We start from the raw sequence: 26,808 nt of genomic DNA on the forward strand, positions 1-26,808 counted from the left end.
ATGAGTCCCGCCTCCACGCGGGGCTCCACAGCGAGTGATGACGCGAGGTCACGCCCCATGGTCCACAAGGATTCGTCCCGCAGTGCCCGGCAACGCCCACGGTTCCTCCGCCTTCTCCTCGCCTCGGGCCTCGCTGCCTCCGCGCTCGTGGCCGTACCGCAGCAGGCGGTCCACGCGGCCGACGACGACGGCAAGAAGGTGCTCACCGTCGCCGTGTCGCAGAGCGTGGACTCGCTGAGCCCGTTCCTGGCGCAGCGTCTGGTCAGCACCACCGTCCACCGGTTGGCCTACGAGTACCTCACGAATTACGACGTGAAGGACGGCCACACGATCCCGGGTCTCGCGACCGAGTGGAAGTCGTCGCCGGACAAGCTGACGTGGACCTACACCATCCGCAAGGACTCCAAGTGGTCCGACGGGAAGCAGGCGACGGCCGAGGACGCCGCGTGGACGTTCAACAAGATGATGACGGACGAGAACGCCGCCACGGCCAACGGCAGCTTCACGTCCAACTTCAAGACCGTCACCGCGCCCGACCCGGAGACGCTGGTCATAGCGCTGAAGAAGCCGCAGGCCACGATGACGGCGCTGGACGTCCCGATCGTGCCGCGGCATGTGTGGGAGAAGGTCGGGGACTTCTCGAAGTTCAACAACGACAAGCAGTTCCCGATCGTCGGCAACGGCCCCTTCGTCGTCACGGACTTCAAGGTCGACCAGTTCGTCAAGCTCAAGCCGAACAAGGACTTCTGGCGCGGCGCACCCAAGTTCGACGAGCTGGTGCTCAAGTACTACAAGGACGGTGACGCGGCGGTCGCGGCACTCCAGAAGGGCGAGGTCTCCTTCGTCCAGGGCCTCACCCCCGCCCAGGCGTCCGCGCTGAAGAGCGCGAAGAACATCAATGTCAACGACGCGCCGGGCCGCCGCTTCTTCGCCCTGGCCACCAACCCGGGGGCGAAGTCGAAGGACGGCAAGGCGTTCGGCAGCGGCCACAAGGCCCTGCTCGACCCGAACGTGCGCAAGGCGCTCTTCCAGGCCACCGACCGCAAGACGATCGTGGACAAGGTCTTCCAGGGGCACGCCGTCGAGGGCGAGGGGTACATCCCGCCGCGCTTCGGCTCCTACTTCTGGAAGCCGGCGGCCACCCAGAAGATGGCGTACGACCCGGCAAAGGCGGCCACGCTGCTGGACCAGGCGGGCTACAAGAAGAACAGCAGCGGCAAGCGCGTCGGCAAGGACGGCAAGGCGCTCGACTTCCGCATCCTGTGCCACGCGACCGACCCCAACGACAAGGCGATCGGCAAGTACCTCCAGGAGTGGTGGGGTGAGCTCGGCATCGGGCTCAAGGTCGACTGTCTCGACAATGTGTCCGACCCCTGGCTCAAGGGCGACTACGACCTGGCCTTCGACGGCTGGTCGGTCAACCCCGACCCGGACTTCGTCCTGTCCATCCACACCTGCGCGGCGCTGCCGGCCACGCCGAAGGACACCGGCGCCACCGACAACTTCATCTGCGACAAGCAGTTCGACCAGCTGTACGCACAACAGGCGGTCGAGTACGACGCGGCCAAGCGGGCCGATCTAGTCAAGCAGATGCAGTCGCGGCTGTACGACACGGGTTACATGAATGTCCTCGCGTATCCGAACGCGGTCGAGGCGTACCGTACCGACCAGATCAAGTCCATCACGACGATGCCGGAGGCGGCGGGCAACCTCTGGGGTCAGGACGGGTACTGGAGCTGGTGGTCGGCCGAGCCGGCCGCCGGTGACGGCGGTTCCGACAGCGGCTCCTCCACGGGCGTCGTGATCGGCATCGGCGCGGCCGTGGTCCTCGTCGCCGCCCTCGGAGTGTTCGTCGCGATGCGCCGCCGGTCCACCGCGGAAGACCGTGAATAGCCGATGAGCACCACCAGCACGACAGGCACCGCCACCGCGGTGGCGCGGGTCCCTGAGGCCCGCGCCGCCGGCGGGAACGCGCGGGCCTATCTCCTCTATGTGGCGGGCAGGCTGGGCGGCGCGGCGATCTCGCTGCTCGCCGTGCTCGTCACCAGCTTCTTCCTCTTCCGGATCATCCCCGGTGACCCGGTGAAGGCCATGACGCACGGGATGCCGACGTCGGCCGAGCAACTGGCCACGCTGCGCAAGCAGTTCGGGCTGGACCAGCCGATGTGGCAGCAGTTCACGGACTACTGCGGCAAGGCGCTGACGGGTGATCTGGGCATGTCGTACCAGTTCCATGCGCCCGTCGGTGAGCTGATCGCCCAGAAGGTCCCGGCGACGCTGCTGCTCACGGGTGTCGCCGTCGTCGTCTACTCGGCGATCGGTCTGTGGCTCGGCACCCGTTCCGCCTGGCGGCACGGCAGCCTGGGCGACAAGGTCAACACGGGTGTCGCGCTGACGCTGTGGTCGGTGCCGTCGTTCTGGCTGGGTCTGCTGCTGATCATCACCTTCTCGGTGGGCATCGGCCCGATCCCCGGGCTGTTCCCCACCGGCGGCATGGAGTCGGGCGACGAGACGGGCTTCGCCTACATCGCCGATGTCGCCCACCACATGGTGCTGCCGGTGATCACGCTGGTCGCGGTCGGCTATGCGCAGACCCTGCTGGTGATGCGGTCCTCGCTGCTGGACGAGATGGGCAGCGACTATCTGACGACGGCACGGGCGAAGGGGCTGCGCGACGACGTCGTGCGCCGCCGGCACGCCGTGCCCAACGCCCTGCTGCCCACCGTGACCATGGTGTTCATCAATCTGGGTCATGTGGCGGCCGGCTCGATCCTGGTCGAGACGGTGTTCTCCTGGCCGGGGCTCGGCGGCCTGTTCTACCAGGCGCTGAGCGTGCCCGACCTGCCGCTCGTCCAGGGCCTGTTCGTGGTCTTCGCCGGCGCGATGATCGTGATGAACCTCCTCGCCGACCTGCTGTATCCGCTGCTCGACCCCCGGGTGGGCCGATGACGACCGCAACCACCGCCTCGTCGCTGACGTGGGCGCGCCGCCGCGACTCGGTGAGCCGCTTCTGGCGCTCGTACCGTACGCACCGGGCCGGGATCTTCGGGCTCGCGGCGCTCGCCCTGATCACCCTGATCGCGCTCGCCGCACCGCTGCTGGTCGGTGACGACGTGCAGAGCGTGACGAACGCTCCCGGCACCGCGCTGGAACGGCCGAGCACGGAATTCCCACTGGGCACCGACCAGTTCGGCCGGTCGCTGCTCGGTCTCCTGGTGTGGGGCGCCCGGATCTCGCTCACCGTCGGTCTGCTGGCCGCCGCGCTCTCGGTCGCCATCGGGACCGTCGTGGGGATCATCGCCGGGCACTACGGCGGCTGGTTCCAGACCGTGCTGATGCGGATCACCGACTGGTTCCTGGTGATGCCGGCCCTCGTGCTGGCGATCGTGCTGGCCACCGTGATGTCGCGCAGTGTGTGGACCGTGATCCTCGCCATCGGCGTGACCAGCTGGCCGACCACCGCGCGTCTGGTGCGGGCGCAGACCATCGCGGTCGAGTCGCGGCCCTACATCGAACGCGCCAAGGCGCTCGGCGGCGGCCACAGCCACATCATGAGCCGCCATGTGCTGCCGAACGTGATGCCGCTGGTCCTCGCGCAGACGACGCTCGGCATCTCGACGGCGATCCTCACCGAAGCAACGCTCGCCTTCCTCGGCCTCGGCGACCCGACGGTCGTCTCCTGGGGCGGCATGCTCCAGGACGCACGGGAGGCGGGGGCGGTCTCGTCCGGCCACTGGTGGTACCTGGCGCCGCCCGGACTGGCGATCGCGCTCGTGGCGCTGGCGTTCACGCTGTGCGGGCGGGCGATCGAGTCCGTGCTCAACCCGAGGCTGGGGGTGGCGCGTTGAGCCTCCTGGAACTCAAGAACCTTCAGGTGACGTACGGTTCCGGCGCCCGGGCCGTGCCCGCCGTTCGCGGTGTCGACCTCACGCTCGCGGCGGGACAGAAGCTGGGTGTCGCCGGTGAGTCCGGCTGCGGCAAGTCGACGCTCGCCCTCGCGCTGCTGCGTCTGCTGCCCGCCTCGGCACGGCTGAGCGGACAGATCCTGCTCGACGGCGAGGACGTCCTGAGCATGCGATGGGGGCGGCTGCGGGCCGTGCGGTGGGCGGGTGCGTCGATCGTCTTCCAGGGCGCGATGCACTCGCTCAACGCGGTGCACCGGATCGGCGACCAGATCGCGGAGCCGATCCTGCTGCACCAGAAGGCCACCCCCGCCGTCGCGAGGAAGAAGGTCGGGGAGCTGCTCCAGCAGGTGGGTCTGCCGGTGGCGCGCGCCGACGCCTATCCGCACGAGCTCTCCGGCGGTCAGCGGCAGCGCGTGATGATCGCCATGGCTCTCGCCTGCGCCCCGCGCCTGATCGTGGCGGACGAACCGACGACCGCGCTGGACGTCATGATCCAGGCCCAGATCCTGCGCCTGATCGAGCAGTTGGTGGCCGAGCAGGACATCAGCCTGCTGATGATCAGCCACGACCTGGCGGTCCTGGCCGACACCTGCGACCGCCTCGCGGTCATGTACGCCGGCCGGATCGTCGAGGAGGGCCCCGCCCGTACCGTCTACGACTCCGCCCGGCACCCCTACGGCCGGGCGCTCTCCGACGCGTTCCCGCGCATCGGCGACATCGGCTCCCGCCGGGCGCCGCGCGGACTGCCGGGCGATCCGCCGGACCCCGCCGCCCTGCCCACCGGATGCACCTTCCATCCCCGCTGTCCCGTTGCCCTGGACGTCTGCACGGACGCGGACCCGGAGCTCGTGTCGGCCGGGGAGACCCACCGGGCGGCATGCGTGCACGTCGGCGCCGCGGTGGAGGAACAGCTGTGACCCAGGAGCCCGTCATGACCACCACTCCCCTGCTCTCGGCCGCCGGTCTGCACGTCACCTTCCCCGGACGCCGCGGCGGTCCGTCCGCCCGCGCCGTCGACGGGGTGGACCTCGACATCGGCGCGGGCGAGATCGTGGCCCTGGTCGGCGAGTCCGGCTGCGGCAAGACCACCCTGGCGCGCTCGCTGCTCGGCCTGGTGCCGCCCACGTCGGGGCGTGTCACCTTCGGCGGCAGCCCGCTGGACTACGGCTCGCGTGCGCTCAAGTCGTACCGCAAGCGGGTCCAGCTGGTTCTCCAGGACCCGAGCGGCTCCCTCAACCCGCGGCACACGGTGTACGACGCGGTGGCCGAGGGCCTGCGGATCCACGGGTACGAGGGCGACGAGCGCGCGGCGGTCGGCGAGGCGCTGTCGCGGGCGGGGCTGCGTCCGCCCGAGCGCTTCTTCCTGCGCTATCCGCATGAACTCTCGGGAGGCCAGCGTCAGCGTGTCGTCATCGCCGGCGCACTGGTCCTCGAGCCCGAACTGATCGTCGCGGACGAGCCGGTGGCCTCGCTGGACGCGTCCGTGCGCGGCGAGATCCTCGCGCTGCTGCTGCGCCTGAGGGACGAACTGGGCCTGTCGGCCCTCGTGGTGACGCACGACCTCGGCCTCGCGTGGAACATCGCGGACCGGGTGGCGGTGATGTACCTGGGGCGGATCGTGGAGACCGGCACGGTGGAGGAGGTACTGACGTCCCCTCAGCATCCTTACACCCAGGCGCTTCTGTCGGTTCTCCCGGAGTCGCAGGTGCCGCCGGTCGTCCTCACGGGCGAGCCCCCGGACCCCTCCCGCATCCCGGCCGGCTGCCGCTTCCACGCCCGCTGCCAGGTGCTGTCCTCGGGCGAGGCGGACCGGGCGGGGGTGTCGGGCGACTGCCGTACGAAGGAGCTGCCGGTGCTGGGAAGCGAAGCGGTGGCCGGGGTCGCCTGTCACTGGGCATCGGCGTGAAGCCGGCGGGGCGTTGAGCGGCACGAAACGGCGGATGGAGGCGGGCCGGATCCCCTTCGGATGATGGCCCGCCCCCGGTGCCCCTATGCCGTGCGGGCTTCGAGCTCGGCGAGAACCCGGCGTGCGGTGTCGACGCTCGACTGCGGGTTCTGCCCGGTGATCAGGTTGCCGTCGACGACGACCTTGCTCTGCCAGGCCGGGCCCGCGTCGATCACGGCACCCAGTTCCCGGAGCCGCGTCTCGACGAGGTACGGGGACGCGTCCCCGAGTCCGCCCTGCTTCTCCTCCTCGTCGGTGAACGAGGTCATCGAGCGCCCGGCGAAGACGAAGCCTCCGTCCTCGCGGGTGGCGCTGAGCAGGGCGGCCGGTCCGTGGCAGAGCGCGGCGACGAGCTTTCCGCTCGCGTCGGCCTCGACGAGCAGCCCGGCGAGGTCGGCGTCGTGGGCGAGGTCGGCCATCGGGCCGTGGCCGCCGGGGATGAAGACGGCGTCGTAGTCGCCCACCGACACCGCGTCCAGGGTCAGCGGAGAGGCGAGGTCCTGCGCGATGTCGTCCAGGTACGCGCGGAACCGTGCCGCGTCCGCCTCCTCCACGCCGCCGCGCTCGTCGAGGCTGATCGGATCGACGGTGGGTGCGACGCCGCCCGGGGTGGCGATGTCGACCTGGGCGCCGGCCTCGCGCATGAGCTGGTGGGAGGCGGCGAGCTCCTCGGCCCAGAAGCCGGTGGGGTGGTCGGTGCCGTCGGCCAGCGTGAGGCTGTCGGCGGCGGAGACGATCATGAGGATCCTGGCCATGGTGTTCTTCTCTCTCGTCATTTACGGGTCGGACGCGTCGGGCGATCGCTCGCTTCCTTCGCGTACCTCGTTGCGATCGACACAACCACGAAGCCATCAGCATTAGTCCGGTAGGCTGATTTCGGTCATCACGATGCTTATGGCTGGAGGGTTGCGTGGTGGATCTGGACCTGCTGGCCACCTTTCTGGAGATCCACCGCGCTGGATCGCTGACCACCGCCGCCACCCGGCGCGGGCTCTCCCAGCCGGCCGTGACCGGCCAACTGGCGCGCCTGGAGCAGCAGATCGGGGAGCCTCTGTTCGTACGCTCGCGCCGCGGTGTGACACCGACCGCGCGCGGCGACGATCTCGCCCGGCGCGTCGGACCGCACCTCGACCGGCTGCGGTCCGCGATCAGCGACGGTGACGCCGACGGGGACGCCCTCTACGGACAGGTCCACCTCGCCGGCCCGGCGGAGCTCGTGACCGCCCGCGTCGTCCCCGCTCTCGCTCCGCTGGCGGCCCGCGGGCTACGGCTGCGGATCAGTGTCGGACTGGCCGGCGATCTGCTCTCCGCCCTGGCGAACTCCCGCCTGGATCTCGTGGTCTCCGCCGTCCGGCCCGCCCTCAAGAACGTGGCGGCGACACCGTTCGCGGACGAGGAGTTCGTGCTCGTCGGACCGCCGACGCTGGCACGCACCGTCGACCCCGCTCTGCTGGCCACGGACCCGGTCAAGGCACTGGGGGCGCTGCCCCTGGTCGCGTACGCCGAGGAGCTGCCCATCATCCGCCGCTACTGGCGCTCGGAGTTCGGCCGCCGGCCGTCCAACGACGTCGCGGTCGTCGTGCCCGACCTCCGCGCCGTGCTGGCCGCGGTGGTCGCCGGAGCGGGTGTGTCGGTGCTGCCCCGGTACCTCGCGGAGCCCGCCCTGGCCGCGGGCTCGGTGGAACTGCTCCACCAGCCGGACGCGGCACCGCTCAACACGCTCTATCTGGCCACCCGCGTCGGCGGTCTCGCCCATCCGTCCGTGGCGCTCGTCCACGACCACCTGATGAAGCGCTCACGCCGGTGGGGAGCACTGTGACCCGCACGGCGACCGGCCGGCTGCGGCGCTAGAGACCCGCCGTCAGCGCGCGGCACTTCTTGACGTCCGCGGCGATCGCCTCCAGCAGCGCCTCGATCGACTCGAACTTCTCCTGGCCCCGCACGTACGCCAGGAAGTCCACGGCCACATGCAGTCCGTACAGATCAAGACCCACCCGGTCGATCGCGTACGCCTCCACCGTGCGTTCCGTTCCCTCGAACTGCGGGTTCGTGCCCACCGAGATCGCCGCCGGCATGCGTTCGCCGTTCGCCGTCAGCCAGCCCGCGTACACACCGTCCGCCGGGATCGCCGTGTGCGGAAGCGTCTCCACGTTCGCGGTGGGGTAGCCCAGCTCGCGGCCGCGCTGCGCGCCGCGCACCACCACGCCCTCCACCCGGTGCGGGCGGCCCAGGATCTCGTTCGCGCCCTCGATGTCGCCCTCGGCGACCAGCCGCCGCGTGAGGGTGGAGGAGAACGGTTCGCCGCCGCCAGCCTCACCCGAGACGTACAGATCGACGACCTCGACCCCGTAGTCGTACGTGGGGCCCAGCTCGGCGAGGAACTCGACGTTCCCCGCCGCCTTGTGTCCGAACCGGAAGTTCGGCCCCTCGATCACCGCCTGCGCGTGCAGCTTGTCGACCAGCACCTTCACGATGAAGTCGGCCGGCGACAGCTTCGAGAACTCGGAGGTGAAGGGCAGGATCAGGACCGCGTCGACGCCCAGTTCCGCCATCAGCTCGGCGCGCCGGTGGTGCGGGGCGAGCAGCGGCGGATGGCTGCCGGGGCGGACGACCTCGCTGGGGTGCGGGTCGAAGGTGACGACGACCGACGGCACCGACAGCTCACGCGCCCGTTCCACCGCCCGCCCGATGATCAGCTGGTGCCCGCGGTGCACCCCGTCGTAGGAGCCGATGGTGACGACGCTGCGTCCCCAGTCCTGGGGGATGTCCTCCAACCCACGCCAGCGCTGCACTGTGACCGCTCCTCGCCCGAACCTGTGTCTGGATTGCCGATTACGCAGGTCTAAGACTGCCATGCCCGCGGCTTCCGGCACGCATCGGCACCGGGCTGCCCAGCGTCTCGACCATCCGCCGTGCGCTCGGACCGACGACCGCCGCCCACTCCTGCGGTGCTCCGGCCAGCCAGCCCGCGACCTGGGCGGCGAACCCGGGCACCTCACGGGCCAGCTCGACCAGTCGGCGGTCGAAGCAGGTGGCGCCCTCGGGCGTACGGACGAGGAGCATGCCGGTGCGGTGCACCAGCGCGCGGGTACGGGCCTCCGGCCGGGTCGCACAGCCCAGCGCGGCGCCCCGCAGCACCGCGTCGAGGACGGACGGATCACGGCTGCTCCGCGATCTCTGCGGCGCGACGCGCCCGTACCCCGGTGCATCGGGGGCGGACCCGTGCCCCAGGGCGGGTCCGTACCCCGGTTCCTGTTCCCTCTCCTCGCAGTCCAGCAGGAGGTCGAGCAGATCGGACCGCAGCGCCCGGGACGCCACCGTGCCAGGGGCCGCCAGCACGGGTGCCAGCGCACGGCGCACCTGCCACGGGCGGCCCCGTAGCAGACCTCTCACCAGGGGAGAGAGGACAGCTCTGGCCGCGGGCCCCCGTTCCAGACGGCGCTCGACGTACGCGGCGACATGCGCCGCGCCCTCGGGCCGGTGATCGAGGAACTCGCCGACGAGTTCCGCGGCCCGGCGCGCCAGGACCGGTTCATCGATCTCCGCCAGCGCCCGTAGCACCTCCGCCGCGCCTTCCCCTGGCTGGTGCAGCCGCTCCCGGAAGGCGGCGAGCACGGGCTCGGGGTGGGTGGTCAGGGCCATGACGAGTGCGCTCACCGGCAGCGGCGGATCCCCCGCGGTGAAGGCGGCCAGCGCCCTGCCGAGGTGCCGGGAGCGGGTGTGCGGGTCGCGGACCAGAAGAGCGAGGGCGGGCCCGTGCAGCGAGGTGTCGGCGGCGCGCGCGAGGAGGGCGAACGCGGCGTAGCGCAGCAGTTCACGGTCGGCCTCGGTGGTGACCCGGGCGGCGGTGACCGGTCCGTACGCGGCTGCCGCGACGCGCCGCTCGGGCCGGGGATCGTGGGCCCAGCGGTCGACGGCCCGGCACAGGGCGGACGGCTCGTCCTCGGCGAGCGCGGCGAGCAGTTCGTCGGCGCGGGGGTGGGCGGTGGCGACGAGGGCCTCGGTGAGGTCGTCGACGGCGAGGTCCCGGCGGGCGTAGAGCAGCGCCTGCGCGGCGCCCGCGACGGTGGGCCGCAGCTGCGCGCCGGGCTCGGCGGGCAGCGGTGTGGCGTCGGTGAACCAGCGGCACAGCAGCGGCAGTACGGCCGAGGGATGGGCGGCCAGGCGGGCGGCGGTGGCGTCCAGATAGCGGGGAAGGCGCCGGGCCCCGGGTGGCCCGTCGGCGGGCACGAGCCGGCGCAGCAGATCCAGCCGCTCGGCCTCGGGCACCTGGAGCCGCTCCCAGAACCAGGGCCCGAACTCGCCGAGTCCGCCGAGGTGTTCGGGGCCGCCCTCGCGTACGGAGCGCCGGGTGATCCGGTCGGCGAGCAGCCGCAGGACGGGGAGGTACGCACGCGCGTCGGGAACCCGCAGCAGGGTCTCGCCGAGCAGGTGGGCACCCCACCAGCGTGCGTCGTCGACCCGGTCCTGCGCACCGGCCCGGTCCCCCGCCACGGCCGGATCCGATGCCACCACTGCCTCGCTGCCGCCGACCGCCCACGCCGTAGACGCCCGCTCGCAGTCGGCGGGGGCATCGCCGCCGGAGTCCTCACGCACCTCGTCGAGGCGTTCCAGGGCATCGATCAGCCCCTCCAGACGGCGGGTGAGCGCCGCGGGGCCGTGCACCCTGTCGAGCAGGAGCAGTGCCTGGACGACGGGTCCGATGCGATGACGGGGTACGGCGAGCGTCGGGGTGCGGGCCGCGCCCGACCCCGGGGGCGGCGGAACGTGTCCGCCGCTGCCGCCGCTCGCTCCCGGCCTCGACGGCAGCCCCCTCGGCGCGCTCGCGTGCCAGCGGTGCACGAGGGAGTGCAGGGCCGCGTCCAGGTCGAGATGGGCGCCCTGGACCCAGTCGGCCGGTTCCTCGTGGGCGAAGCGGTAGCCGGTGCCCGCGGGAACGAGCAGTCCCTCGGTGAGGACCGCCGATGCCCAGCCGGTGCGCCACGGGAAGATCTCCTCGAACGACTCGCGGTCCAACTCCCCCTGCCCCGGCCCCAGACAGCGCCGTGCGGCCTCGTGGACCCGGCCGGACACCCGGGCCGCCAGCCGGCGTACGGCAGCCCCTCGCAGCGGTGGCCGGGAGGCGGCCGCGATGCGTACGGCGATCCGCAGGCACAGCAGATCCAGATGCGCGGTGAAGATCTCCTCGCGGGAGGGCCGTCCCGGTACCCCGCCGGGCAGCGCCTCGCGGACCTCGGCGAGCAGCCGCAGCGCCAGCGGGTGCCGTTCGTCGGCCGCGTCGATGGCGTAGGCGGGCAGTCCGTACCGTTCGCGCACCTCGCTCGCCTCGTCCGCCGAGAGGTCACCGACGCGGACCGCGGGCGGCAGCCGAAGGGCGGGCCGGGCCGGCTGGTGCAGTACCTCGGGCGGGCACAGTGCCCCTGCCTGCTCCCAGTACTCGGGGCGGCAGCCGACCACCATCCGCACCCCGCAGTCGCCGAGCCACTCGACCGTGCCCGCCGTCCAGTCGGTCAGACGGTGGGCCAGCTCTGGGGGCATCTCCTCGGGCCCGTCGAGCAGGATCATCAGCGGGCGCCCGGCGGCCCGGGCCAGGCGGGCGACCCGTTCGGGCGTGACGGGCCCCATGTCGCCGTGCGCACCCGACGCGGCGAGGATGCGCCCGGCCTGTCGCAGCGTGCGGGCGAAGGCGTCGGCGACGGAGGTGTCGTCGGCGTGCAGATCCGCGCCGCGCAGCCACACCGTGGGCGCGGGGCGGGCACCCTGGCCGCGGCGGCCGGCGAGCGCGGTGAGTTCGGTCGTACGGCCGGTGCCGGGGTCGCCGACGAGTCCCATGACAAGGGCGGTGAAGGAATCGAACTCCCGCAGCAGCTCGGGCCGTTCGACCGGCCCGGGCCAGGCGCTGGGGCCGCCGACCGCGCCCACGGAGGTCGCGGTGAGTTCAAGGACGGCGGCCAGGTTGAGGTCCTGCCCGTAGGCCGGGACGGTCGCGGCATTGCGCCGCAGCAGGTCGGCGAGAGGCCCGTCCGCGGGCGCCGCGGCGGTCCGCAGAGGCAGCGCGAATCCCGCCGCACGATGTCCGCTCTGGAGTGCCGTGCCGAGGACGGCGAGCACAGCACCCGTCGAGGCGTCGAGCACGGGGCCGCCGGCGGCCCCGCCACCCAGCCGCAGCGCGTCGCTGCCGTCCGTCCCGATCGCCAACTCCACTGCCTCGGCGACGAGATGGAAGCGGTCGGTGGCGGTGTAGGTCACCTGTGCCGATCCGAGGATCCGGGCCTCGCGCCAGCCGCCGGCGGGCAGTGTCACGTATGTCCCCGCCTCGATCCGCTCACGCGTGCCGATCGGCAGGGGCCGCACACCGAGGCCGTCGGTGCGCACCAGCGCGAGGCCGGCTTCCGGCAGCGGGGTGATGGCGTCGGCCTCCGCGAGGCAGGTGCGGTCGCCGGGTGCGTGCAGCACCACCCGCACCAGCCCGTCGACAGCCTCATGGCTGGTCACGACCGTGCCGAGCTGGTCGGCGACGAACCCGGTGCCACGCGGCCGCCCCGCCAGATCGCAGATACGTACCAGCGTTGCCAGGTCCCCGCGTCCCATGGTGCGACGGTAGGTCGGCAGTGATCAGCGGGAGAAGTACGCAAGTCGAACGCGCCCCCGAGTGCACCCGTGGTTCACTCCGAGCGCCTGCCCGATGGGGTGAATCCAGGGTGCCCGGTGGATAGACACCGTCCGAGGGGGATCGTGGAACGGGCAGCGGCCCTGCCCGTTCCACGATGAGACCCTGCTCGCCCCGGCCGTGCCGGTGGGCGTCCTGACGGGGCCGGTCCCGCCCGGTCTGCGGTCAGCCGAAGACGGCGAGGCTCTTGGCCTTGCCCTTCTGCTCCTCGACCAGGGCGATGAAGCGTCCGTCGGGCCCGAACGCGGCGACCGGAGCGCGGTCGAAGGCCGGCATGTCCAGCCGTACACCGTTGATCAGCAGCCGGGAGCGCTTCTCGTCCACGTCCCAGCGCGGGAACGCCGCCTCGGCGGCCTCCGCGATCGGCATGACCGTGAGGTCCTTCTGGAGCTCGTCCAGCGTCCTCGCCGAGTCCAGCCCGTACGGGCCGACGCGGGTACGCCGCAGCGCGGTGAGATGGCCGCCGACGCCGAGACCGGCACCGAGGTCACGCGCCAGCGCGCGGATGTACGTCCCGGACGAGCAGACGACGGAGACGATCAGGTCCACGACGGCGGTCCCGTCCTCCGCGACCGCTTCCCGCACGTCGTACACCTGGAACGAGGAGACCGTCACCGGACGGGCCGGGATCTCGAACTCCTCGCCGCCGCGCACGCGGGCGTAGGACCGCTTGCCGTCGATCTTGATGGCGCTGACCTTGGACGGCACCTGCATGATGGCGCCGCTCAGGGCCGCCACACCGGCGTCGATGCCCTCCCGGGTGACCCCGGAGGCGTCGACGGATGCCGTGACCTCGCCCTCGGCGTCATCGGTGACGGTCGTCTGACCGAGCCGGATCGTGCCGAGGTACTCCTTCTCGGTGAGCGCCAGGTGCCCGAGGAGCTTGGTGGCTCTCTCGACCCCCAGCACCAGGACCCCGGTCGCCATCGGGTCGAGTGTTCCCGCGTGTCCGACGCGACGGGTCTTGGCGATCCCGCGCATCTTGGCGACGACGTCGTGCGACGTGAAGCCGGACGGCTTGTCGACGATGACAAGGCCGTCCGGCGTCTTGTTCTGCTGTGTCATTCCGAGGCTTCGTCCTCGTCCTCCGGCTTGCGGTACGGGTCCGCCTCACCGGCGTACGCGGCGCCCGAGGACGCCTCACGCACCTTCGCGTCCGAGGCCCGTGCCTTGTCGAGCAGGTCCTCGATCGTCTTGGCGTTCTCCGGGAGGGCGTCCGCCACGAAAGCCAGGGTGGGCGTGAACTTGGTACCCGCCGCGGCGCCGACCGCGGAGCGCAGAACGCCCTTGGCGCTCTCCAGTCCGGCAGCGGCGCTGGCCCGGTCCTCGTCGTCGCCGTAGACCGTGTAGAAGACCGTGGCCTCCCTCAGGTCACCGGTCACCCGGGTGTCCGTGATGGTCACGTGCGTGCCGAGCCGCGGGTCCTTGATGCCGCGCTGCAGCTTCTCGGCGACCACCTCCCGGATGAGGTCCGCCAGTTTCTTCGCCCGCGCGTTGTCGGCCACTGGTCCTTCTCCTTCTTTGCCTTGCCATCAGTCTTCGTCGCTGTGGAGCCTGCGTCGAACGGACAGCAGCTCCACCTCCGGCCGGCCGGCGACAAGGCGCTCGCACCGGTCGAGTACGTCTGTGAGGTGCCCCGTGTCCCCGGAGACCGCCGCGAGGCCGATCTCTGCCCTGCGGTGGAGGTCCTGGTCTCCGGTCTCCGCCACGCTCACCGCGTACTTCCGGTGGAGCTCGGCGACGATCGGGCGGACCACGGAGCGCTTCTCCTTCAGCGACCGTACGTCGCCGAGAAGCAGATCGAAGGACAGTGTCCCCACATACATGTATGTATCCGGATGTCCCGCCGGTTCGGGTTCATGACACCTGCCAGGGTTTGGCAGGGACACAAGAACCGTACACGCAGCGGCCGGGGCCGCTCGACGGATATTTACCCGTCGAGCGGCCCCGACCGATGCTGCGCGGATCAGCCGCGAGGCTTCTCGCGCATCTCGTACGTCGCGATGACATCGTCGATCTTGATGTCGTTGAAGTTTCCGAGGTTGATACCGCCCTCGAAGCCTTCGCGGATCTCGGTGACGTCGTCCTTGAAGCGGCGCAGACCCTGGATGTTGAGGTCCTCCGCGATGACCTTGCCGTCGCGGATGAGCCGGGCCTTGGTGTTGCGCTTGACCTCGCCGGAGCGGATGAGAACACCCGCGATGTTGCCCAGCTTGGACGAGCGGAAGATCTCGCGGATCTCCGCCGTACCGAGCTCGACCTCTTCGTACTCCGGCTTGAGCATGCCCTTGAGGGCCGCCTCGATCTCCTCGATGGCCTGGTAGATCACCGAGTAGTACCGGACGTCGACGCCTTCGCGCTCCGCCATCTGCTGGGCACGCCCGGCAGCGCGGACGTTGAAGCCGATGACGATGGCGTCGGAGCCCATCGCCAGGTCGATGTCCGACTCCGTGACCGCACCCACACCGCGGTGCAGCACCCGGATGTCGACCTCTTCGCCGACGTCGAGCTGGAGCAGCGAGGACTCGAGAGCCTCCACCGAACCGGACGCGTCGCCCTTGATGATGAGGTTGAGTTCCTGCACCAGACCGGCCTTGAGCGCCTCGTCCAGGTTCTCCAGGGAGAACCGGACACCCTTGCGGGCGAAGTTGGCGTTCCGCTCACGGGCGGCACGCTTCTCGGCGATCTGCCGTGCGGTGCGGTCCTCGTCGACGACCAGGAAGTTGTCGCCGGCGCCGGGGACGTTGGTGAGACCCAGGACCAGGACGGGAGTGGACGGAGCCGCTTCCTCGACGTTGTTGCCGTTGTCGTCGAGCATCGCCCGGACACGGCCGTACGCGTCACCGGCGACCATCGTGTCGCCGACGCGGAGCGTTCCGCGCTGGACGAGCACCGTGGCGACGGCACCGCGGCCGCGGTCGAGGTGAGCCTCGATCGCAATACCCTGCGCGTCCTGCTCCGGGTTGGCCCGCAGGTCGAGCGAGGCGTCCGCGGTGAGGACCACGGCCTCCAGCAGGGAGTCGATGTGCAGACCCTGCTTGGCGGAGATGTCGACGAACATCGTGTCGCCGCCGTACTCCTCGGCCACCAGACCGAACTCGGTGAGCTGACCGCGCACCTTGGTCGGGTCCGCGCCCTCGACGTCGATCTTGTTGACCGCGACCACGATCGGCACACCGGCCGCCTTGGCGTGGTTCAGCGCCTCGATCGTCTGGGGCATCACACCGTCGTTCGCCGCCACCACGAGGATCGCGATGTCGGTGGACTTGGCACCACGGGCACGCATGGCGGTGAACGCCTCGTGACCCGGGGTGTCAATGAAGGTGATCTTGCGCTCTTCGCCGTTGACCTCGGTGCCGACCTGGTACGCACCGATGTGCTGCGTGATACCGCCGGCCTCGCCCGCAACGACGTTCGTCTTGCGGATCGCGTCCAGCAGTCGGGTCTTACCGTGGTCGACGTGACCCATGACGGTCACGACCGGCGGACGGGACACGAGGAACTCCTCGCCGCCCTCGTCCTCGCCGAACTCGATGTCGAAGGACTCGAGAAGCTCGCGGTCCTCCTCCTCCGGGCTGACGATCTCGAGGACGTAGTTCATCTCGTCCGCGAGCAGGCGCAGCGTCTCGTCGGAGACGGACTGCGTGGCAGTGACCATCTCGCCGAGGTTCATCATCACGGCGACGAGCGACGCCGGGTTGGCGTTGATCTTCTCCGCGAAGTCGGTGAGGGACGCACCGCGCGACAGACGGACGGACTGTCCGTTGCCACGAGGCAGCATCACACCGCCGACCGACGGGGCCTGCATGGCCTCGTACTCCTGGCGCCTCTGCCGCTTCGACTTACGGCCACGACGCGCCGGACCGCCGGGACGGCCGAACGCACCCTGCGTGCCACCACGGCCACCGGGACCACCCGGACGACCGCCGAAGCCGGGACGGCCACCGCCGCCACCGGGACCACCGGGACGACCGGCGAAACCGCCGCCACCGCCACCGGGACCGCCGGGACGACCGGCGAAGCCGCCGCCACCGCCGCCGCCACCGGGACGACCGGCGAAGCCGCCGCCGCCACCGGGACGACCGCCGCCGCCACCGCCGGGACGACCGCCACCGCCGGGACCACGGCCACCGCCGCCGCCACCGGGACCGCCACCAGGACGGGGACCGGCAGCAGGACGCTGCGGCATCATGCCCGGGTTCGGGCGGTTACCGGCAGGACCGCCGCCGCCACCGGGACGGGGCGCCTGCGGACGGGGCATGCCGCCGGGAGACGGACGAGCGCCGCCCTGGCCCTGGGGCCGGGGAGCGCCGCCGGGGCCACCCTGCGGACGCGGGGCGCCGGGAGCGCCGCCGCCACCGGGACGGGGAGCGCCACCCGGACGGGGCGCCTGCGGGCGCGCCATTCCGGTGGAGCCACCCGAGGTGAAGGGGTTGTTGCCCGGACGGGGACCGGCCGGACGGCTGCCGCCGGGACGCGGTCCACCCTGGCCCGCGGGGCGGGCAGGACGGTCGCCGCCGCGGCCGCCGTCGCGCTGGCCGCCGTCACGCTGACCACCGTCGCGCTGTCCGCCGGCCGGAGCCGGACGGGCAGGACGCGGGGCGGGGGCACCGGGACGGGGGGCCTGCGGCGCGGCGGGCTGCGCCGGGGCAGGTGCGGAGAACTCGGCCGCGGGCACCGGAGCCGCCGGAGCGGGCTTGGCCGGCGCGGGCTTGGGACCCGGGCGGGGGCCGGAAGCCGGTGCGGTCGAGGGAGTGCTGCTCGCCGGAGCCTCGGCTGCGGCCGGCTTGGGGGCCGGGACGCCGGGCTTGGGGGCAGCGGGACGGGCCGACGGCGCCGGGGAGGGCGCGCCGGGCGTGGGGGTACCGCCCGCGCGGTTTGCCGCTGCGGGGGAAGGCGCGGCCTTGCGAGGCGCGCCGGGCTTCGCAGCGGACTTGCCGGCGTTGCCGCCGGGCCCCTGCAGTGCGTCAGTCAACTTGCGTACAACCGGCGCCTCGATCGTCGAGGACGCCGAACGGACGAATTCACCGAGTTCTTGGAGCTTGGCCATGACGACCTTGCTCTCAACCCCGAACTCCTTGGCGAGTTCGTATACCCGGACCTTAGCCACTTCGCTCCTTTTAGGTCCGGGTTACCGCCGGACCGTCGCTACTTCATGGGCGTACTCATCGCGTACTCATCGAGTGCTCATCGCAATCTCGACCTACTTCCAACTCGCGAGGTACCTGACCGCACGGGGTTCCGTGCCGTACTTCTCTTCCTTACGGTGCTGCCTGCTCGACATACCGCCGTACTCCAGCCGTGTCGAGCGGTCCCTGGGCCCGGAAGGCCCGTGGGAAAGCCCGGCGGCGTACAGCCAGGTCGAGACAGACCGAGGCGGGGTGTACATACGCACCCCGGCCGGGCAGCGTACCGCGATCATCGGGGACACATTCGCCACCGACCACCACGATGCGCAGCAGATCGCTCTTGGCCGCCCGCTCCCGGCATCCCACACATGTGCGTTCAGGGCATGCGCGGTCGAGCGTCCGGCCAGACACGTTTAAGTCTACCTCCCCGTAGCGACCTCACCCCTTCGGGGCAAAAATCGAACGATCGTTGTCTCGATCCCGGTGAGGCGCCCCGTTGGTAAAACGGCGCTCAGCCCGGTGGCATTCCTCAGCCCTGGTCGGGGCCGTGGTCGTCGCTCTGCTCCGTGTCCGGGCGGATGTCGATGCGCCAGCCGGTGAGACGGGCGGCCAGACGGGCGTTCTGCCCCTCCTTGCCGATCGCCAGTGACAGCTGGTAGTCGGGGACGGTCACCCGGGCCGAGCGCGCGCCGAGGTCCACGACCTCGACCTTGCTGACGCGGGCCGGCGAGAGGGCGTTGGCCACCATCTCGGCGGGGTCGTCCGACCAGTCCACGATGTCGATCTTCTCGCCGTGCAGCTCGGCCATGACATTGCGGACACGGCTGCCCATGGGGCCGATGCAGGCGCCCTTGGGGTTGAGTCCGGAACGGGTGGAGCGGACCGCGATCTTGGTGCGGTGACCGGCCTCGCGGGCGATCGCCGCGATCTCGACGCTGCCGTCCGCGATCTCCGGGACCTCCAGCGCGAAGAGCTTCTTCACCAGGTTGGGGTGGGTGCGGGAGAGCGTCACGGACGGGCCGCGCACGCCCTTCGCCACCCGGACGACGTACGTGCGCAGACGCAGACCGTGGGTGTACTCCTCGCCCGGGACCTGCTCCTGCACCGGCAGGATCGCCTCGAGCTTGTCGTCCAGCTTGACCAGGACGTTCTTCGGGTCCTTGCCCTGCTGCACCATGCCGGCGACGACATCGCCCTCACGGCGGGCGTACTCGCCGAAGGTGACGTCGTTCTCGGCGTCCCGCAGCCGCTGCTGGATGACCTGGCGGGCGGTGGTGGCGGCGATACGGCCGAAGTCCGAGGGAGTGTCGTCGAACTCCTTGGGCTCCTGGCCCTCCTCCAGATCGGCCTGCTCCTCCTTCGCCCACACGGTCACATGGCCGGTGTCGCGGCTGAGCACGACACGAGCGTGACGGCGGCTGCCGTCGGTGCGGTGGTACGCGATGAGGAGGGCCGACTCGATCGCCTCGACCAGCAGGTCGAAGGGGATCTCCTTCTCTTGTGCCAAGCCCTTCAGGAGCTTCACGTCGATGTCCACGGCTACGCCTCCTCTTCCTTCTTGTCCTTGCGGCTGAACTCGATCTCCACGCGAGCCTTGGCGATCTCGGCGAAGGCGACCCGGCGGGCGGTGGGCTTTCGGCCCTTCACTCCGGGCACCTCGAGGTCGAGCCCCTCGTCGTCCACGGCCAGGATGCGGGCCACCACGTCCCCGCCCTCGGTGAGTTGAAGCTTCACGAGCCGGCCGACGGCACGCACGTAGTGGCGGTGCTCGGTCAGGGGGCGGTCCGCGCCGGGCGAGCTCACTTCGAGGACGTACTCGTCCTCGCCCATGGCGTCGGTCTCGTCGAGCTTGGCGGAGATGGCGCGGCTCAGCTCGGCACAGGCGTCCAGAGTGGCGCCTTCGTCGGAGTCCACGATGATCCTCAGCATGCGACGCCGGCCGGCCCGGGACACCTCGATCTCTTCCAGATCCAGGTCCGCGGCGCTGACGAGCGGTTCCAGCAGCCCGCGCAGCCTCTCGCTCTGGGTGGTGCTCATCCGGGTGACTCCTCGGCCGCGTGTGCTGTTGTGGGATCGTCGCGTGTCAGATCAAAGGGTATCCGGTCCCGAGGGGTGTTGCCGTCCACCTGCACGGCACCCGCAGGTACGCTCGCCTGCGGCGATGATCACAAGATGCCGAGGGAGAGACGCGTGGGGCGCACGGGGACGACACGCAGACGTGCGCTCATGGCCACGGGTGCGGCCGCGGCGGCGGTGTTGACGGGTTGTTCGGACCGGCCGTCCACCGAGACCCGGACCTCCGGCCCGGCGGGCGATCCGGCCCGGGCGGAGAAGGCCCTGCGCAAGCGCCTGGCCGCGACGAGCGGGTCCCTGCGGGACCACTACGACGCCGCCATCGCACAGCATCCGGCGCTGGCGGGGCGGCTCACTCCCCTGCGCACGGCGGTGGCCGCGCATGTCACCGCGCTCGGCGGGACGCCCCCGGTGGCCCTCACGGCACCGGTCCCGACTGTTCCCGCGGAAGCTCTCGCCTCGCTCGCCAGTGCGGAGAAACGTGCCTTCGAGGCACACACCGCCGCTCTGGACGAGGCGCCACCCGAACTCGCCCGCCTGCTGGCGTCGGTCGCCGCGGCGGGCGCGACGCACGTCTACCTGCTGACGAACGGGGCCCCGCGATGAGCACGGACGACGTCCTGAGGGCTCTTCAGGCGGCGCTGGCCGCGGAGCACGCCGCGGTCTACGGGTACGGAGTCGTCGGAGCCCGGGTCGGCGAGGCCCGCCGGGCGGAGGCCACCGCGGCACACGGAGCGCACCGCGCCCGGCGCGACGCGCTCGTCCGCACCGTGCGGGACCTCGGCGGCACGCCGGAGGCGGCAGCCGCCGCGTACAACCTGCCCTTCGCGGTGCCGGACTCGGCCGCGGCCGTGCGCCTCGCGGCGGTGCTGGAGGACCGGGTCGCGGGCGTCTGCTCCGATCTCGTACGGGCCGCCGACGGGCCGCTGCGGCGCGAGGCCGCCGGTGCCCTGCGGGAGGCGGCGGTGCGTGCCGTGCGCTGGCGCGGCAGCGGCGTAGCCTTTCCTGGGCTCGCCGAGCGGGCGGCCGGGCAGTGAAAGGGAAGCACACACGTGGGTTTTGAAGCGCCCCGGCGTCTGGTTCGGGCGCTCGGCGAGAGCGACGACTGGCTCGGGCTGCTGCCCGCGCTCACCGACGAGGCGATGTCCCGCGAGGGGCTGGACGTCGAGCGGGTGATGGCCCCGGGGGGCCGGAGCAGCCTGGTCGTCCTCGTACGCCTGGAGAACGGCACCCCGGCCGCGCTGAAGCTCGCCCCGCCCGCGGCCACGCCCGCCCTGGAACGGGCCGCGCTGGAGCACTGGGACGGCTGGGGCGCGGTGCGCCTGCTCGCGGCTCCGGGCGACGCGCTGCTGCTGGAGCGGCTGCACCCGGAGATGAGCCTGCGCTCGCTGCCGGAGGCGAAGGCGCTGCTGGAGGCGTCGGGGATCGTACGGCGGCTGTGGGTCGAGCCGCCCGCGGCCCATGGCTTCGAGTCGGTGGCGGACCGGACGGCACGGCAGGCGGAGGCGATGCGGGTCTCGGCGGAGGCGTCGTCGGATGCGTCGTCGGCGCTGGTCTCCGAGGCGCTCGCGGCCCGCGACGAACTGACCGCCGCGCCGCCGGAGACGCTGTTGCTGCACGGCAACTTCCGCCAGGGCAAGGTCCTCGCGGGCGACCGCACGCCGTGGCTGGCGGTGGGCCCGGAACCGCTGGTGGGTGAACGCGCCTACGACCTGGCGCGGCTGGTCCGCGACCGGGTGGAGGACCTGATCGCCGCGTCCTCGGGGGCGTCGGCGGCCCGCCGCCGGGTGAACAAGCTGGCGGACTCACTGGAGGTGGACCCGGACCGGCTGCGGGGCTGGACGCTGTTCCGCGCGGTGGAGTCGGCGACGAGGGCGCAGTCGTCGGGCCGGGCGCAAGAGGCGGAACTGAGCCTGGAGTTCGCGAGCTGGCTCTGAGGCGTGGCCGACCCCCTCCCCGGCGGGGGTCCCCTGCCGCATGCGCCGTGTCCGCCGGCATGTCCTCAATCGCCGGACGGGCTGAACTCGCCCCGCACACAAGGCCGGACAAGCCGAACCGCGTCAGAGCAACAGGCCACGCATCCAGCCCTCGCCATAACAACAGGCTGCACATTCCGCCCTCGCCAGGGCGACAGGCCGCACATCAAGCCCCGCCGGGACGACAGGCCGCACATCAAGCCCCGCCGGCGATTGAGGCGCGGGGTCCGGGGCAGCGCCCCGCGAACCACCCGCACCATCACGGCCGGGCACGCCTACCGGCATGTCCTCACACGTCGAACAGGCTGAACTCGCCCCGCACACAAGGCCGGACAAGCCCAGCCGCGTCAGAGCAACAGGCCGCACATTCCGCCCCGCCGGGACAACAGGCCGCACATTCCGCCCCGCCGGCGATTGAGGCGCGGGGCCCGGGGCAGCGCCCCGCGAACCACCCGCACCCTCACCGCCGGGCACGCCCTGCCGGCATGTCCTCAAACCCAGGGCCGGCCGGAATCGCGCCCCCCCGTTCCCTCAGCCCCGCAGCCGCGCGATCGCCTCCGACACCGGGAGCTCCTCCCGCTCCCCCGTGCGGCGGTCCTTCAGTTCCACCACGCCCTCCGCCGAGCGGCGGCCCGCCACCAGGATCTTCGGGACGCCGATCAGCTCCGCGTCCGTGAACTTCACGCCCGGCGAGACCCCGGGACGCTCGTCCACCAGGACCCGCAGGCCCGCCGCCGCCAGCTGGTCGGCGACGTCCAGGGCGAGCTCCGTCTGGAGCGCCTTGCCCGCGGCGACCACGTGGACGTCCGCCGGGGCGATCTCCCGCGGCCAGCACAGGCCCTGCTCGTCCGCCGTCTGCTCCGCCAGTGCCGCCACCGCGCGCGAGACACCGATGCCGTACGAGCCCATCGTCACCCGGGCCGGCTTGCCGTTCTGGCCGAGCACGTCGAGCTGGAAGGCGTCCGCGTACTTCCGGCCGAGCTGGAAGATGTGGCCGATCTCGATCGCACGGTCGAGCTTGAGCCCCGTACCGCACTGCGGGCAGGGGTCGCCGTCCTGGACCACGACGACGTCGAGGTAGTCGTCCACCTCGAAGTCGCGGCCCGCGACGACGTTGCGGGCGTGGGTGTCGGGCTTGTTCGCGCCGGTGATCCAGGCCGTGCCCCGTGCCACCCGCGGGTCGGCGATGTAGCGGACCTTCTCCAGGCCCTGCGGGCCGACGTAGCCGCGTACGAGGTCGGGCCGGCCGGTGAAGTCGTCCGCGGTGACGAGTTCCACGGTGGCGGGCGCGAGGTGGTCCGTCAGCTTGCCGAGGTCGACCTCGCGGTCACCGGGCACACCGACGGCGACGATCTCGCCGTCGACCTTGACCAGCAGGTTCTTCAGCGTCGCGGAGGCAGGCACCTCCAGGAGCGCGGCGAGCGTCTCGATGGTCGGGGTCTCGGGGGTGTCCAGCTCCTCCACCGCGGGGTGGTCGCCGGAGGCCACCTGGGCGGCGAAGGTCACGGCCTCCGTGTTCGCGGCGTAGTCGCAGGACGGGCAGTACACGAAGGTGTCCTCGCCCGCGGCCGCCGGCGCCAGGAACTCCTCCGACGCGGAGCCGCCCATGGCTCCGGAGACGGCCGAGACGATGCGGTGGGAGAGTCCGAGTCGCTCGAAGATCTTGATGTACGCGGCGCGGTGCAGCGCGTACGACTCCGCCAGGCCCTCGTCGGTCGTGTCGAAGGAGTACGAGTCCTTCATCTGGAACTCACGGCCCCGCAGGATGCCCGAACGGGGACGCGCCTCGTCGCGGTACTTCGCCTGGATCTGGTAGAGGATCACCGGCAGGTCCTTGTAGGACGTGCACTGGTCCTTGACCAGCTGGGTGAAGATCTCCTCGTGGGTCGGGCCGAGCAGGTACTCCGCGCCCTTGCGGTCCTTGAGGCGGAACAGCTCCGCGCCGTACTCCTCCCAGCGGCCCGTCGCCTCGTAGGGCTCCTTGGGCAGCAGGGCGGGCAGCAGGACCTCCTGGGCGCCGATGGCGTCCATCTCCTCGCGCACGACGCGCGTGACGTTCTCCAGGACCCTCTTGCCGAGCGGCAGCCAGGACCAGATGCCCGCCGCGTTGCGCCGGACGTACCCGGCGCGGACGAGCAGCTTGTGGCTGAGCGTCTCGGCGTCCGCCGGGTCGTCGCGCAGTGTCTTGACCATCAGACGGGACATGCGCTGGACCTGGGCTGCCATGGGGAATTCTCCTGCGTCGTATAAGGATGCTGGCAGGAGGTTATCCGGGCGGTGGGTGCGGGCGGAAATCAGTTCCCGCGGAGCAGGGGCAGCGGGGCGCCCATCACGGCGTACGGACTGGGGGCGCTGGGGAACAGGACCTGGCGCGCGAGGTCCCGGTAGCCGAGCGAGCGGTAGAGGGCGCGGGCCGGGCTCTCGATGTCGATGGCGGAGAGGATCGACCGCGGCTGAAGTGCCCGGTCGGTGATCGTGGTGATCAGCTCACGGCCGATGCCCTGGCCCTGGAAAGCGGGGTGGACGTGCAGTTCGGTGATGACGAAGGAGTCGTCGAGCCAGCCGTCGCTGTCGCCTCGCCGCAGATAGGGCTCGACGACGGTGGACCACCAGTGGGTGCGGTCGTTGGGCATGCCGTAGACGAAGCCGACGAGGCGCCCGTTGCCGGTCAGTGCGCCGAGGGCGCAGGCGCCGGGCTGCAGGAGATGGCGGTCGACGATGTGGCGCCGGACCTCGACCTCGTCGTCGCTCAGCCCGAAGGCGAGGGCCTGTACCGCGAGGGCCTCGTCGATGCGCGCGGCCAGATCGACCGGTCCGACCACGATGTCGGGGGTCCGGGGTGCGCCTCCGGGAAGTGCTGCCATGCGCGAACCCTACTTGCCGTCGCGCTCCGTCAGAACAGCACGCTCATGAAGGCTCCGACCTCGCGGAAGCCGACGCGGCGGTACGACGCCCTGGCAGCGGTGTTGTAGTCGTTGACGTACAGGCTGACGACCGGAGCGACATCCGCGAGCGCGTAGCGCAGCACGGCCGCCATGCCCGTCTCGGACAGTCCCCGGCCGCGGAACTCCGGGTCCACCCACACCCCTTGGATCTGGCAGGCGTCCGTGGTCGCCGCGCCGATCTCGGCCTTGAAGACGACCCTGCCGTCCTCGATACGGGCGAACGACCTCCCCGCGGCGACGAGTTCGGCCACGCGTGCCTGGTAGAGCAGTCCGCCGTCGCCCGCCATCGGGGAGATGCCGACCTCCTCGGTGAACATGGCCACGCAGGCGGGCATGATCACTTCCATCTCGTCCTTGCGGATGCGGCGGACGTGCGGGTCGGGCTCGATGTCGTCGGGGACCTGCTCGGTGACCATGAGCGGCTGGTTGGCGCGTACGTCCCTGGCGGGGCCCCAGCTCGGTTCGAGCAGCCGCCACAGCTGGGCGGTGGGCTCGGCGGGGCCGACGATGGACGAGCAGCGGCGGCCGGCTCTGCGGGCGCGGTCGGCGAAGGCGCGTACGGCTTCGGGTCCGGCGCAGATCGGCACGAGGTTGGCGCCGGAGTAGCAGAGCGAGCGGAGCCGCCCGTCCGCGTACCAGCCCCACATCTCGCCGCCGAGGCGCCAGGGGTCGAGCCCGGCGACCTGGACCCGGGATGCGACGAAGGCGTTCGTCACGGGCTCGCTCTCGAGGACGGCGAGCGCTGCGCCGAGGTCGCTGGGTTCAAGGACCCGGGTGGTGGTCTGCGTCAACACGAGGGGCCTCACCATACGGTCTGCTGATCTCCGAACTGTACCTGGCGGGTACCCCGGGTGCCGAGCTCAGCAACAGGCCCCGGTGCACGACACTGCGTGCCCGGGGCCGATGGCGCCTGTCAGCTGACCGAGACCTCGGGTTCGCCGGACATGACGCCGTCCTTCTCCATCTGTTCGGCGATCTTCAGCGCCTCTTCGATGAGGGTCTCCACGATCCTCGACTCGGGCACCGTCTTGATGACCTCGCCCTTGACGAAGATCTGACCCTTGCCGTTGCCGGACGCGACACCCAGGTCGGCCTCACGGGCCTCGCCCGGGCCGTTCACCACACACCCCATGACCGCGACCCGCAGAGGCACCTCCATGCCCTCCAGACCCGCCGTCACCTCATCCGCCAGCTTGTACACATCCACCTGCGCCCGACCGCACGACGGACACGACACGATCTCCAGCCGGCGCTGACGCAGATTGAGCGACTCCAGAATCTGGATACCGACCTTCACCTCCTCCGCCGGCGGCGCCGACAGAGAAACCCGGATCGTGTCCCCGATCCCCTCACTCAGCAGCGCACCGAACGCCACCGCCGACTTGATCGTGCCCTGGAAGGCGGGACCGGCCTCCGTCACACCCAGGTGCAGCGGATAGTCCGACTGCGCAGCCAGCTGCCGGTAGGCGTTGACCATCACGACCGGGTCGTTGTGCTTCACCGAGATCTTGATGTCCCGGAAACCGTGCTCCTCGAACAGCGACGCCTCCCACAGCGCCGACTCCACCAGCGCCTCCGGCGTCGCCTTGCCGTACTTCGCCAGCAGCCGCGCATCCAGCGAACCCGCGTTCACCCCGATCCGGATCGGGGTCCCCGCATCACCCGCCGCCCGCGCGATCTCCTTCACCTTGTCGTCGAACTGCTTGATGTTGCCCGGGTTCACCCGCACCGCCGCACAGCCCGCGTCGATCGCCGCGAACACATACTTCGGCTGAAAATGAATGTCCGCGATCACCGGGATCTGCGACTTCCGCGCGATCGTCGACAACGCGTCCGCGTCGTCCTGCGTCGGGCACGCCACCCGCACGATCTGGCAACCGGACGCGGTCAGTTCGGCGATCTGCTGCAGCGTGGCACCGATGTCCGACGTCCTGGTCGTCGTCATCGACTGGACGGAGACGGGGGCGTCGCCACCGACGGCGACGGTGCCGACCTGGATCTTCCGGCTCACCCGGCGGTCGGCGAGCTTGGTCGGAACGGATGGCATACCGAGAGAAATCGCGGTCATCTGCTGTGCAACCCCAAGGAGTGGATCGAGGTCCCGAGATCGGCGGGCTCCAGCAGTCGAGATTACGGCACCCGGGTTGTCGTCAGCACATCGCGCA

The 26,808-nt window shown here is 71.4% G+C and carries 23 protein-coding genes; 9 read left to right on the plus strand and 14 right to left on the minus strand.

The window, feature by feature from the left end; translation table 11 throughout:
- Positions 1-57: 57 nt before the first annotated feature.
- From RPQ07_RS10050 to RPQ07_RS10070, 5 genes are read left to right on the plus strand one after another with little or no spacing between them, the layout of a single operon-like run.
- Positions 58-1,893, plus strand: a complete 1,836-nt coding sequence (locus RPQ07_RS10050; protein ID WP_313943761.1) for an ABC transporter substrate-binding protein — start codon at positions 58-60, stop codon at positions 1,891-1,893.
- Between the two features lie 3 nt (positions 1,894-1,896).
- The gene (locus tag RPQ07_RS10055; protein ID WP_313943762.1) at positions 1,897-2,949 is read left to right on the plus strand and encodes an ABC transporter permease; all 1,053 of its coding nucleotides are present in this window, start codon (positions 1,897-1,899) and stop codon (positions 2,947-2,949) included.
- Positions 2,946-3,848: an ABC transporter permease gene (locus RPQ07_RS10060; protein WP_313943763.1), complete on the plus strand. Its 903-nt coding sequence runs from the start codon at positions 2,946-2,948 to the stop codon at positions 3,846-3,848. Before RPQ07_RS10055 ends, RPQ07_RS10060 begins: the two co-directional genes overlap by 4 nt.
- Positions 3,845-4,822 (plus strand): ABC transporter ATP-binding protein, encoded by a 978-nt coding sequence (locus tag RPQ07_RS10065; RefSeq protein WP_313943764.1) that lies wholly within the window; start codon positions 3,845-3,847, stop codon positions 4,820-4,822. Before RPQ07_RS10060 ends, RPQ07_RS10065 begins: the two co-directional genes overlap by 4 nt.
- A gap of 14 nt (positions 4,823-4,836) precedes the next feature.
- Positions 4,837-5,811 (plus strand): ABC transporter ATP-binding protein, encoded by a 975-nt coding sequence (locus tag RPQ07_RS10070; RefSeq protein WP_313943765.1) that lies wholly within the window; start codon positions 4,837-4,839, stop codon positions 5,809-5,811.
- Positions 5,812-5,894: 83 nt separating this feature from the next.
- Here the strand turns inward: RPQ07_RS10070 and RPQ07_RS10075 are convergent, their stop codons facing one another.
- A complete protein-coding gene (locus RPQ07_RS10075) occupies positions 5,895-6,605 on the minus strand; it encodes a type 1 glutamine amidotransferase domain-containing protein (RefSeq protein ID WP_313943766.1) in 711 nt (236 codons plus the stop codon).
- Between the two features lie 155 nt (positions 6,606-6,760).
- On the opposite strand from RPQ07_RS10075, the gene RPQ07_RS10080 reads away from it, so the two are divergent.
- Positions 6,761-7,669: a LysR family transcriptional regulator gene (locus RPQ07_RS10080; RefSeq protein ID WP_313943767.1), complete on the plus strand. Its 909-nt coding sequence runs from the start codon at positions 6,761-6,763 to the stop codon at positions 7,667-7,669.
- Between the two features lie 28 nt (positions 7,670-7,697).
- Here the strand turns inward: RPQ07_RS10080 and RPQ07_RS10085 are convergent, their stop codons facing one another.
- From RPQ07_RS10085 to rimP, 9 genes are all read right to left on the minus strand, one after another.
- Positions 7,698-8,642, minus strand: coding sequence for a bifunctional riboflavin kinase/FAD synthetase (locus RPQ07_RS10085; protein ID WP_313943768.1), 945 nt, complete (start codon positions 8,640-8,642; stop codon positions 7,698-7,700).
- A gap of 40 nt (positions 8,643-8,682) precedes the next feature.
- Positions 8,683-12,441 (minus strand): trypsin-like peptidase domain-containing protein, encoded by a 3,759-nt coding sequence (locus RPQ07_RS10090; protein WP_313943769.1) that lies wholly within the window; start codon positions 12,439-12,441, stop codon positions 8,683-8,685.
- Positions 12,442-12,685: 244 nt separating this feature from the next.
- Positions 12,686-13,585: a tRNA pseudouridine(55) synthase TruB gene (gene truB, locus RPQ07_RS10095; RefSeq protein WP_313943770.1), complete on the minus strand. Its 900-nt coding sequence runs from the start codon at positions 13,583-13,585 to the stop codon at positions 12,686-12,688.
- The gene (gene rbfA, locus RPQ07_RS10100; RefSeq protein ID WP_313943771.1) at positions 13,582-14,025 is read right to left on the minus strand and encodes a 30S ribosome-binding factor RbfA; all 444 of its coding nucleotides are present in this window, start codon (positions 14,023-14,025) and stop codon (positions 13,582-13,584) included. The genes truB and rbfA overlap by 4 nt, the downstream gene beginning before the upstream one ends.
- 27 nt (positions 14,026-14,052) lie before the next feature.
- On the minus strand, positions 14,053-14,346 hold the full coding sequence (locus tag RPQ07_RS10105) for a DUF503 domain-containing protein (protein WP_313943772.1): 294 nt from the start codon (positions 14,344-14,346) through the stop codon (positions 14,053-14,055).
- Positions 14,347-14,486: 140 nt separating this feature from the next.
- Entirely contained in the window at positions 14,487-17,630 is a 3,144-nt protein-coding gene (gene infB / locus RPQ07_RS10110; protein WP_313943773.1) for a translation initiation factor IF-2, read from the minus strand.
- Positions 17,631-17,781: 151 nt separating this feature from the next.
- Positions 17,782-18,060 carry a YlxR family protein gene (locus tag RPQ07_RS10115; RefSeq protein ID WP_313943774.1) on the minus strand — a complete coding sequence of 93 codons (279 nt, stop codon included), beginning with the start codon at positions 18,058-18,060 and terminating at the stop codon, positions 17,782-17,784.
- Between the two features lie 118 nt (positions 18,061-18,178).
- Positions 18,179-19,186, minus strand: coding sequence for a transcription termination factor NusA (nusA, locus tag RPQ07_RS10120; protein WP_313943775.1), 1,008 nt, complete (start codon positions 19,184-19,186; stop codon positions 18,179-18,181).
- Between the two features lie 2 nt (positions 19,187-19,188).
- Complete coding sequence (gene rimP / locus RPQ07_RS10125) at positions 19,189-19,686, minus strand: ribosome maturation factor RimP (protein WP_313943776.1); 498 nt, start codon at positions 19,684-19,686, stop codon at positions 19,189-19,191.
- A gap of 153 nt (positions 19,687-19,839) precedes the next feature.
- On the opposite strand from rimP, the gene RPQ07_RS10130 reads away from it, so the two are divergent.
- The 3 genes from RPQ07_RS10130 to RPQ07_RS10140 are packed head-to-tail and all read left to right on the plus strand — an operon-like array spanning position 19,840 to position 21,659.
- Entirely contained in the window at positions 19,840-20,328 is a 489-nt protein-coding gene (locus RPQ07_RS10130) for a hypothetical protein (RefSeq protein ID WP_313943777.1), read from the plus strand.
- Positions 20,325-20,759, plus strand: coding sequence for a ferritin-like domain-containing protein (locus RPQ07_RS10135; RefSeq protein WP_313943778.1), 435 nt, complete (start codon positions 20,325-20,327; stop codon positions 20,757-20,759). The genes RPQ07_RS10130 and RPQ07_RS10135 overlap by 4 nt, the downstream gene beginning before the upstream one ends.
- A 15-nt stretch (positions 20,760-20,774) precedes the next feature.
- Entirely contained in the window at positions 20,775-21,659 is an 885-nt protein-coding gene (locus RPQ07_RS10140) for an aminoglycoside phosphotransferase family protein (RefSeq protein ID WP_313943779.1), read from the plus strand.
- Positions 21,660-22,229: 570 nt separating this feature from the next.
- Here RPQ07_RS10140 and RPQ07_RS10145 read toward each other — a convergent pair.
- The 4 genes from RPQ07_RS10145 to ispG form a co-directional block, all read right to left on the minus strand.
- The gene (locus tag RPQ07_RS10145; RefSeq protein WP_313943780.1) at positions 22,230-23,924 is read right to left on the minus strand and encodes a proline--tRNA ligase; all 1,695 of its coding nucleotides are present in this window, start codon (positions 23,922-23,924) and stop codon (positions 22,230-22,232) included.
- 68 nt (positions 23,925-23,992) lie between these two features.
- The gene (locus RPQ07_RS10150; protein WP_313943781.1) at positions 23,993-24,562 is read right to left on the minus strand and encodes a GNAT family N-acetyltransferase; all 570 of its coding nucleotides are present in this window, start codon (positions 24,560-24,562) and stop codon (positions 23,993-23,995) included.
- 29 nt (positions 24,563-24,591) lie between these two features.
- Positions 24,592-25,434 (minus strand): GNAT family N-acetyltransferase, encoded by an 843-nt coding sequence (locus tag RPQ07_RS10155; protein ID WP_313948844.1) that lies wholly within the window; start codon positions 25,432-25,434, stop codon positions 24,592-24,594.
- Positions 25,435-25,556: 122 nt separating this feature from the next.
- The gene (ispG, locus tag RPQ07_RS10160; protein WP_313943783.1) at positions 25,557-26,711 is read right to left on the minus strand and encodes a flavodoxin-dependent (E)-4-hydroxy-3-methylbut-2-enyl-diphosphate synthase; all 1,155 of its coding nucleotides are present in this window, start codon (positions 26,709-26,711) and stop codon (positions 25,557-25,559) included.
- Positions 26,712-26,808 lie beyond the last annotated feature (97 nt).

The organism is Streptomyces sp. AM8-1-1 (genome assembly GCF_032229325.1).
Classification (GTDB): Bacteria; Actinomycetota; Actinomycetes; order Streptomycetales; family Streptomycetaceae; genus Streptomyces; species Streptomyces achmelvichensis.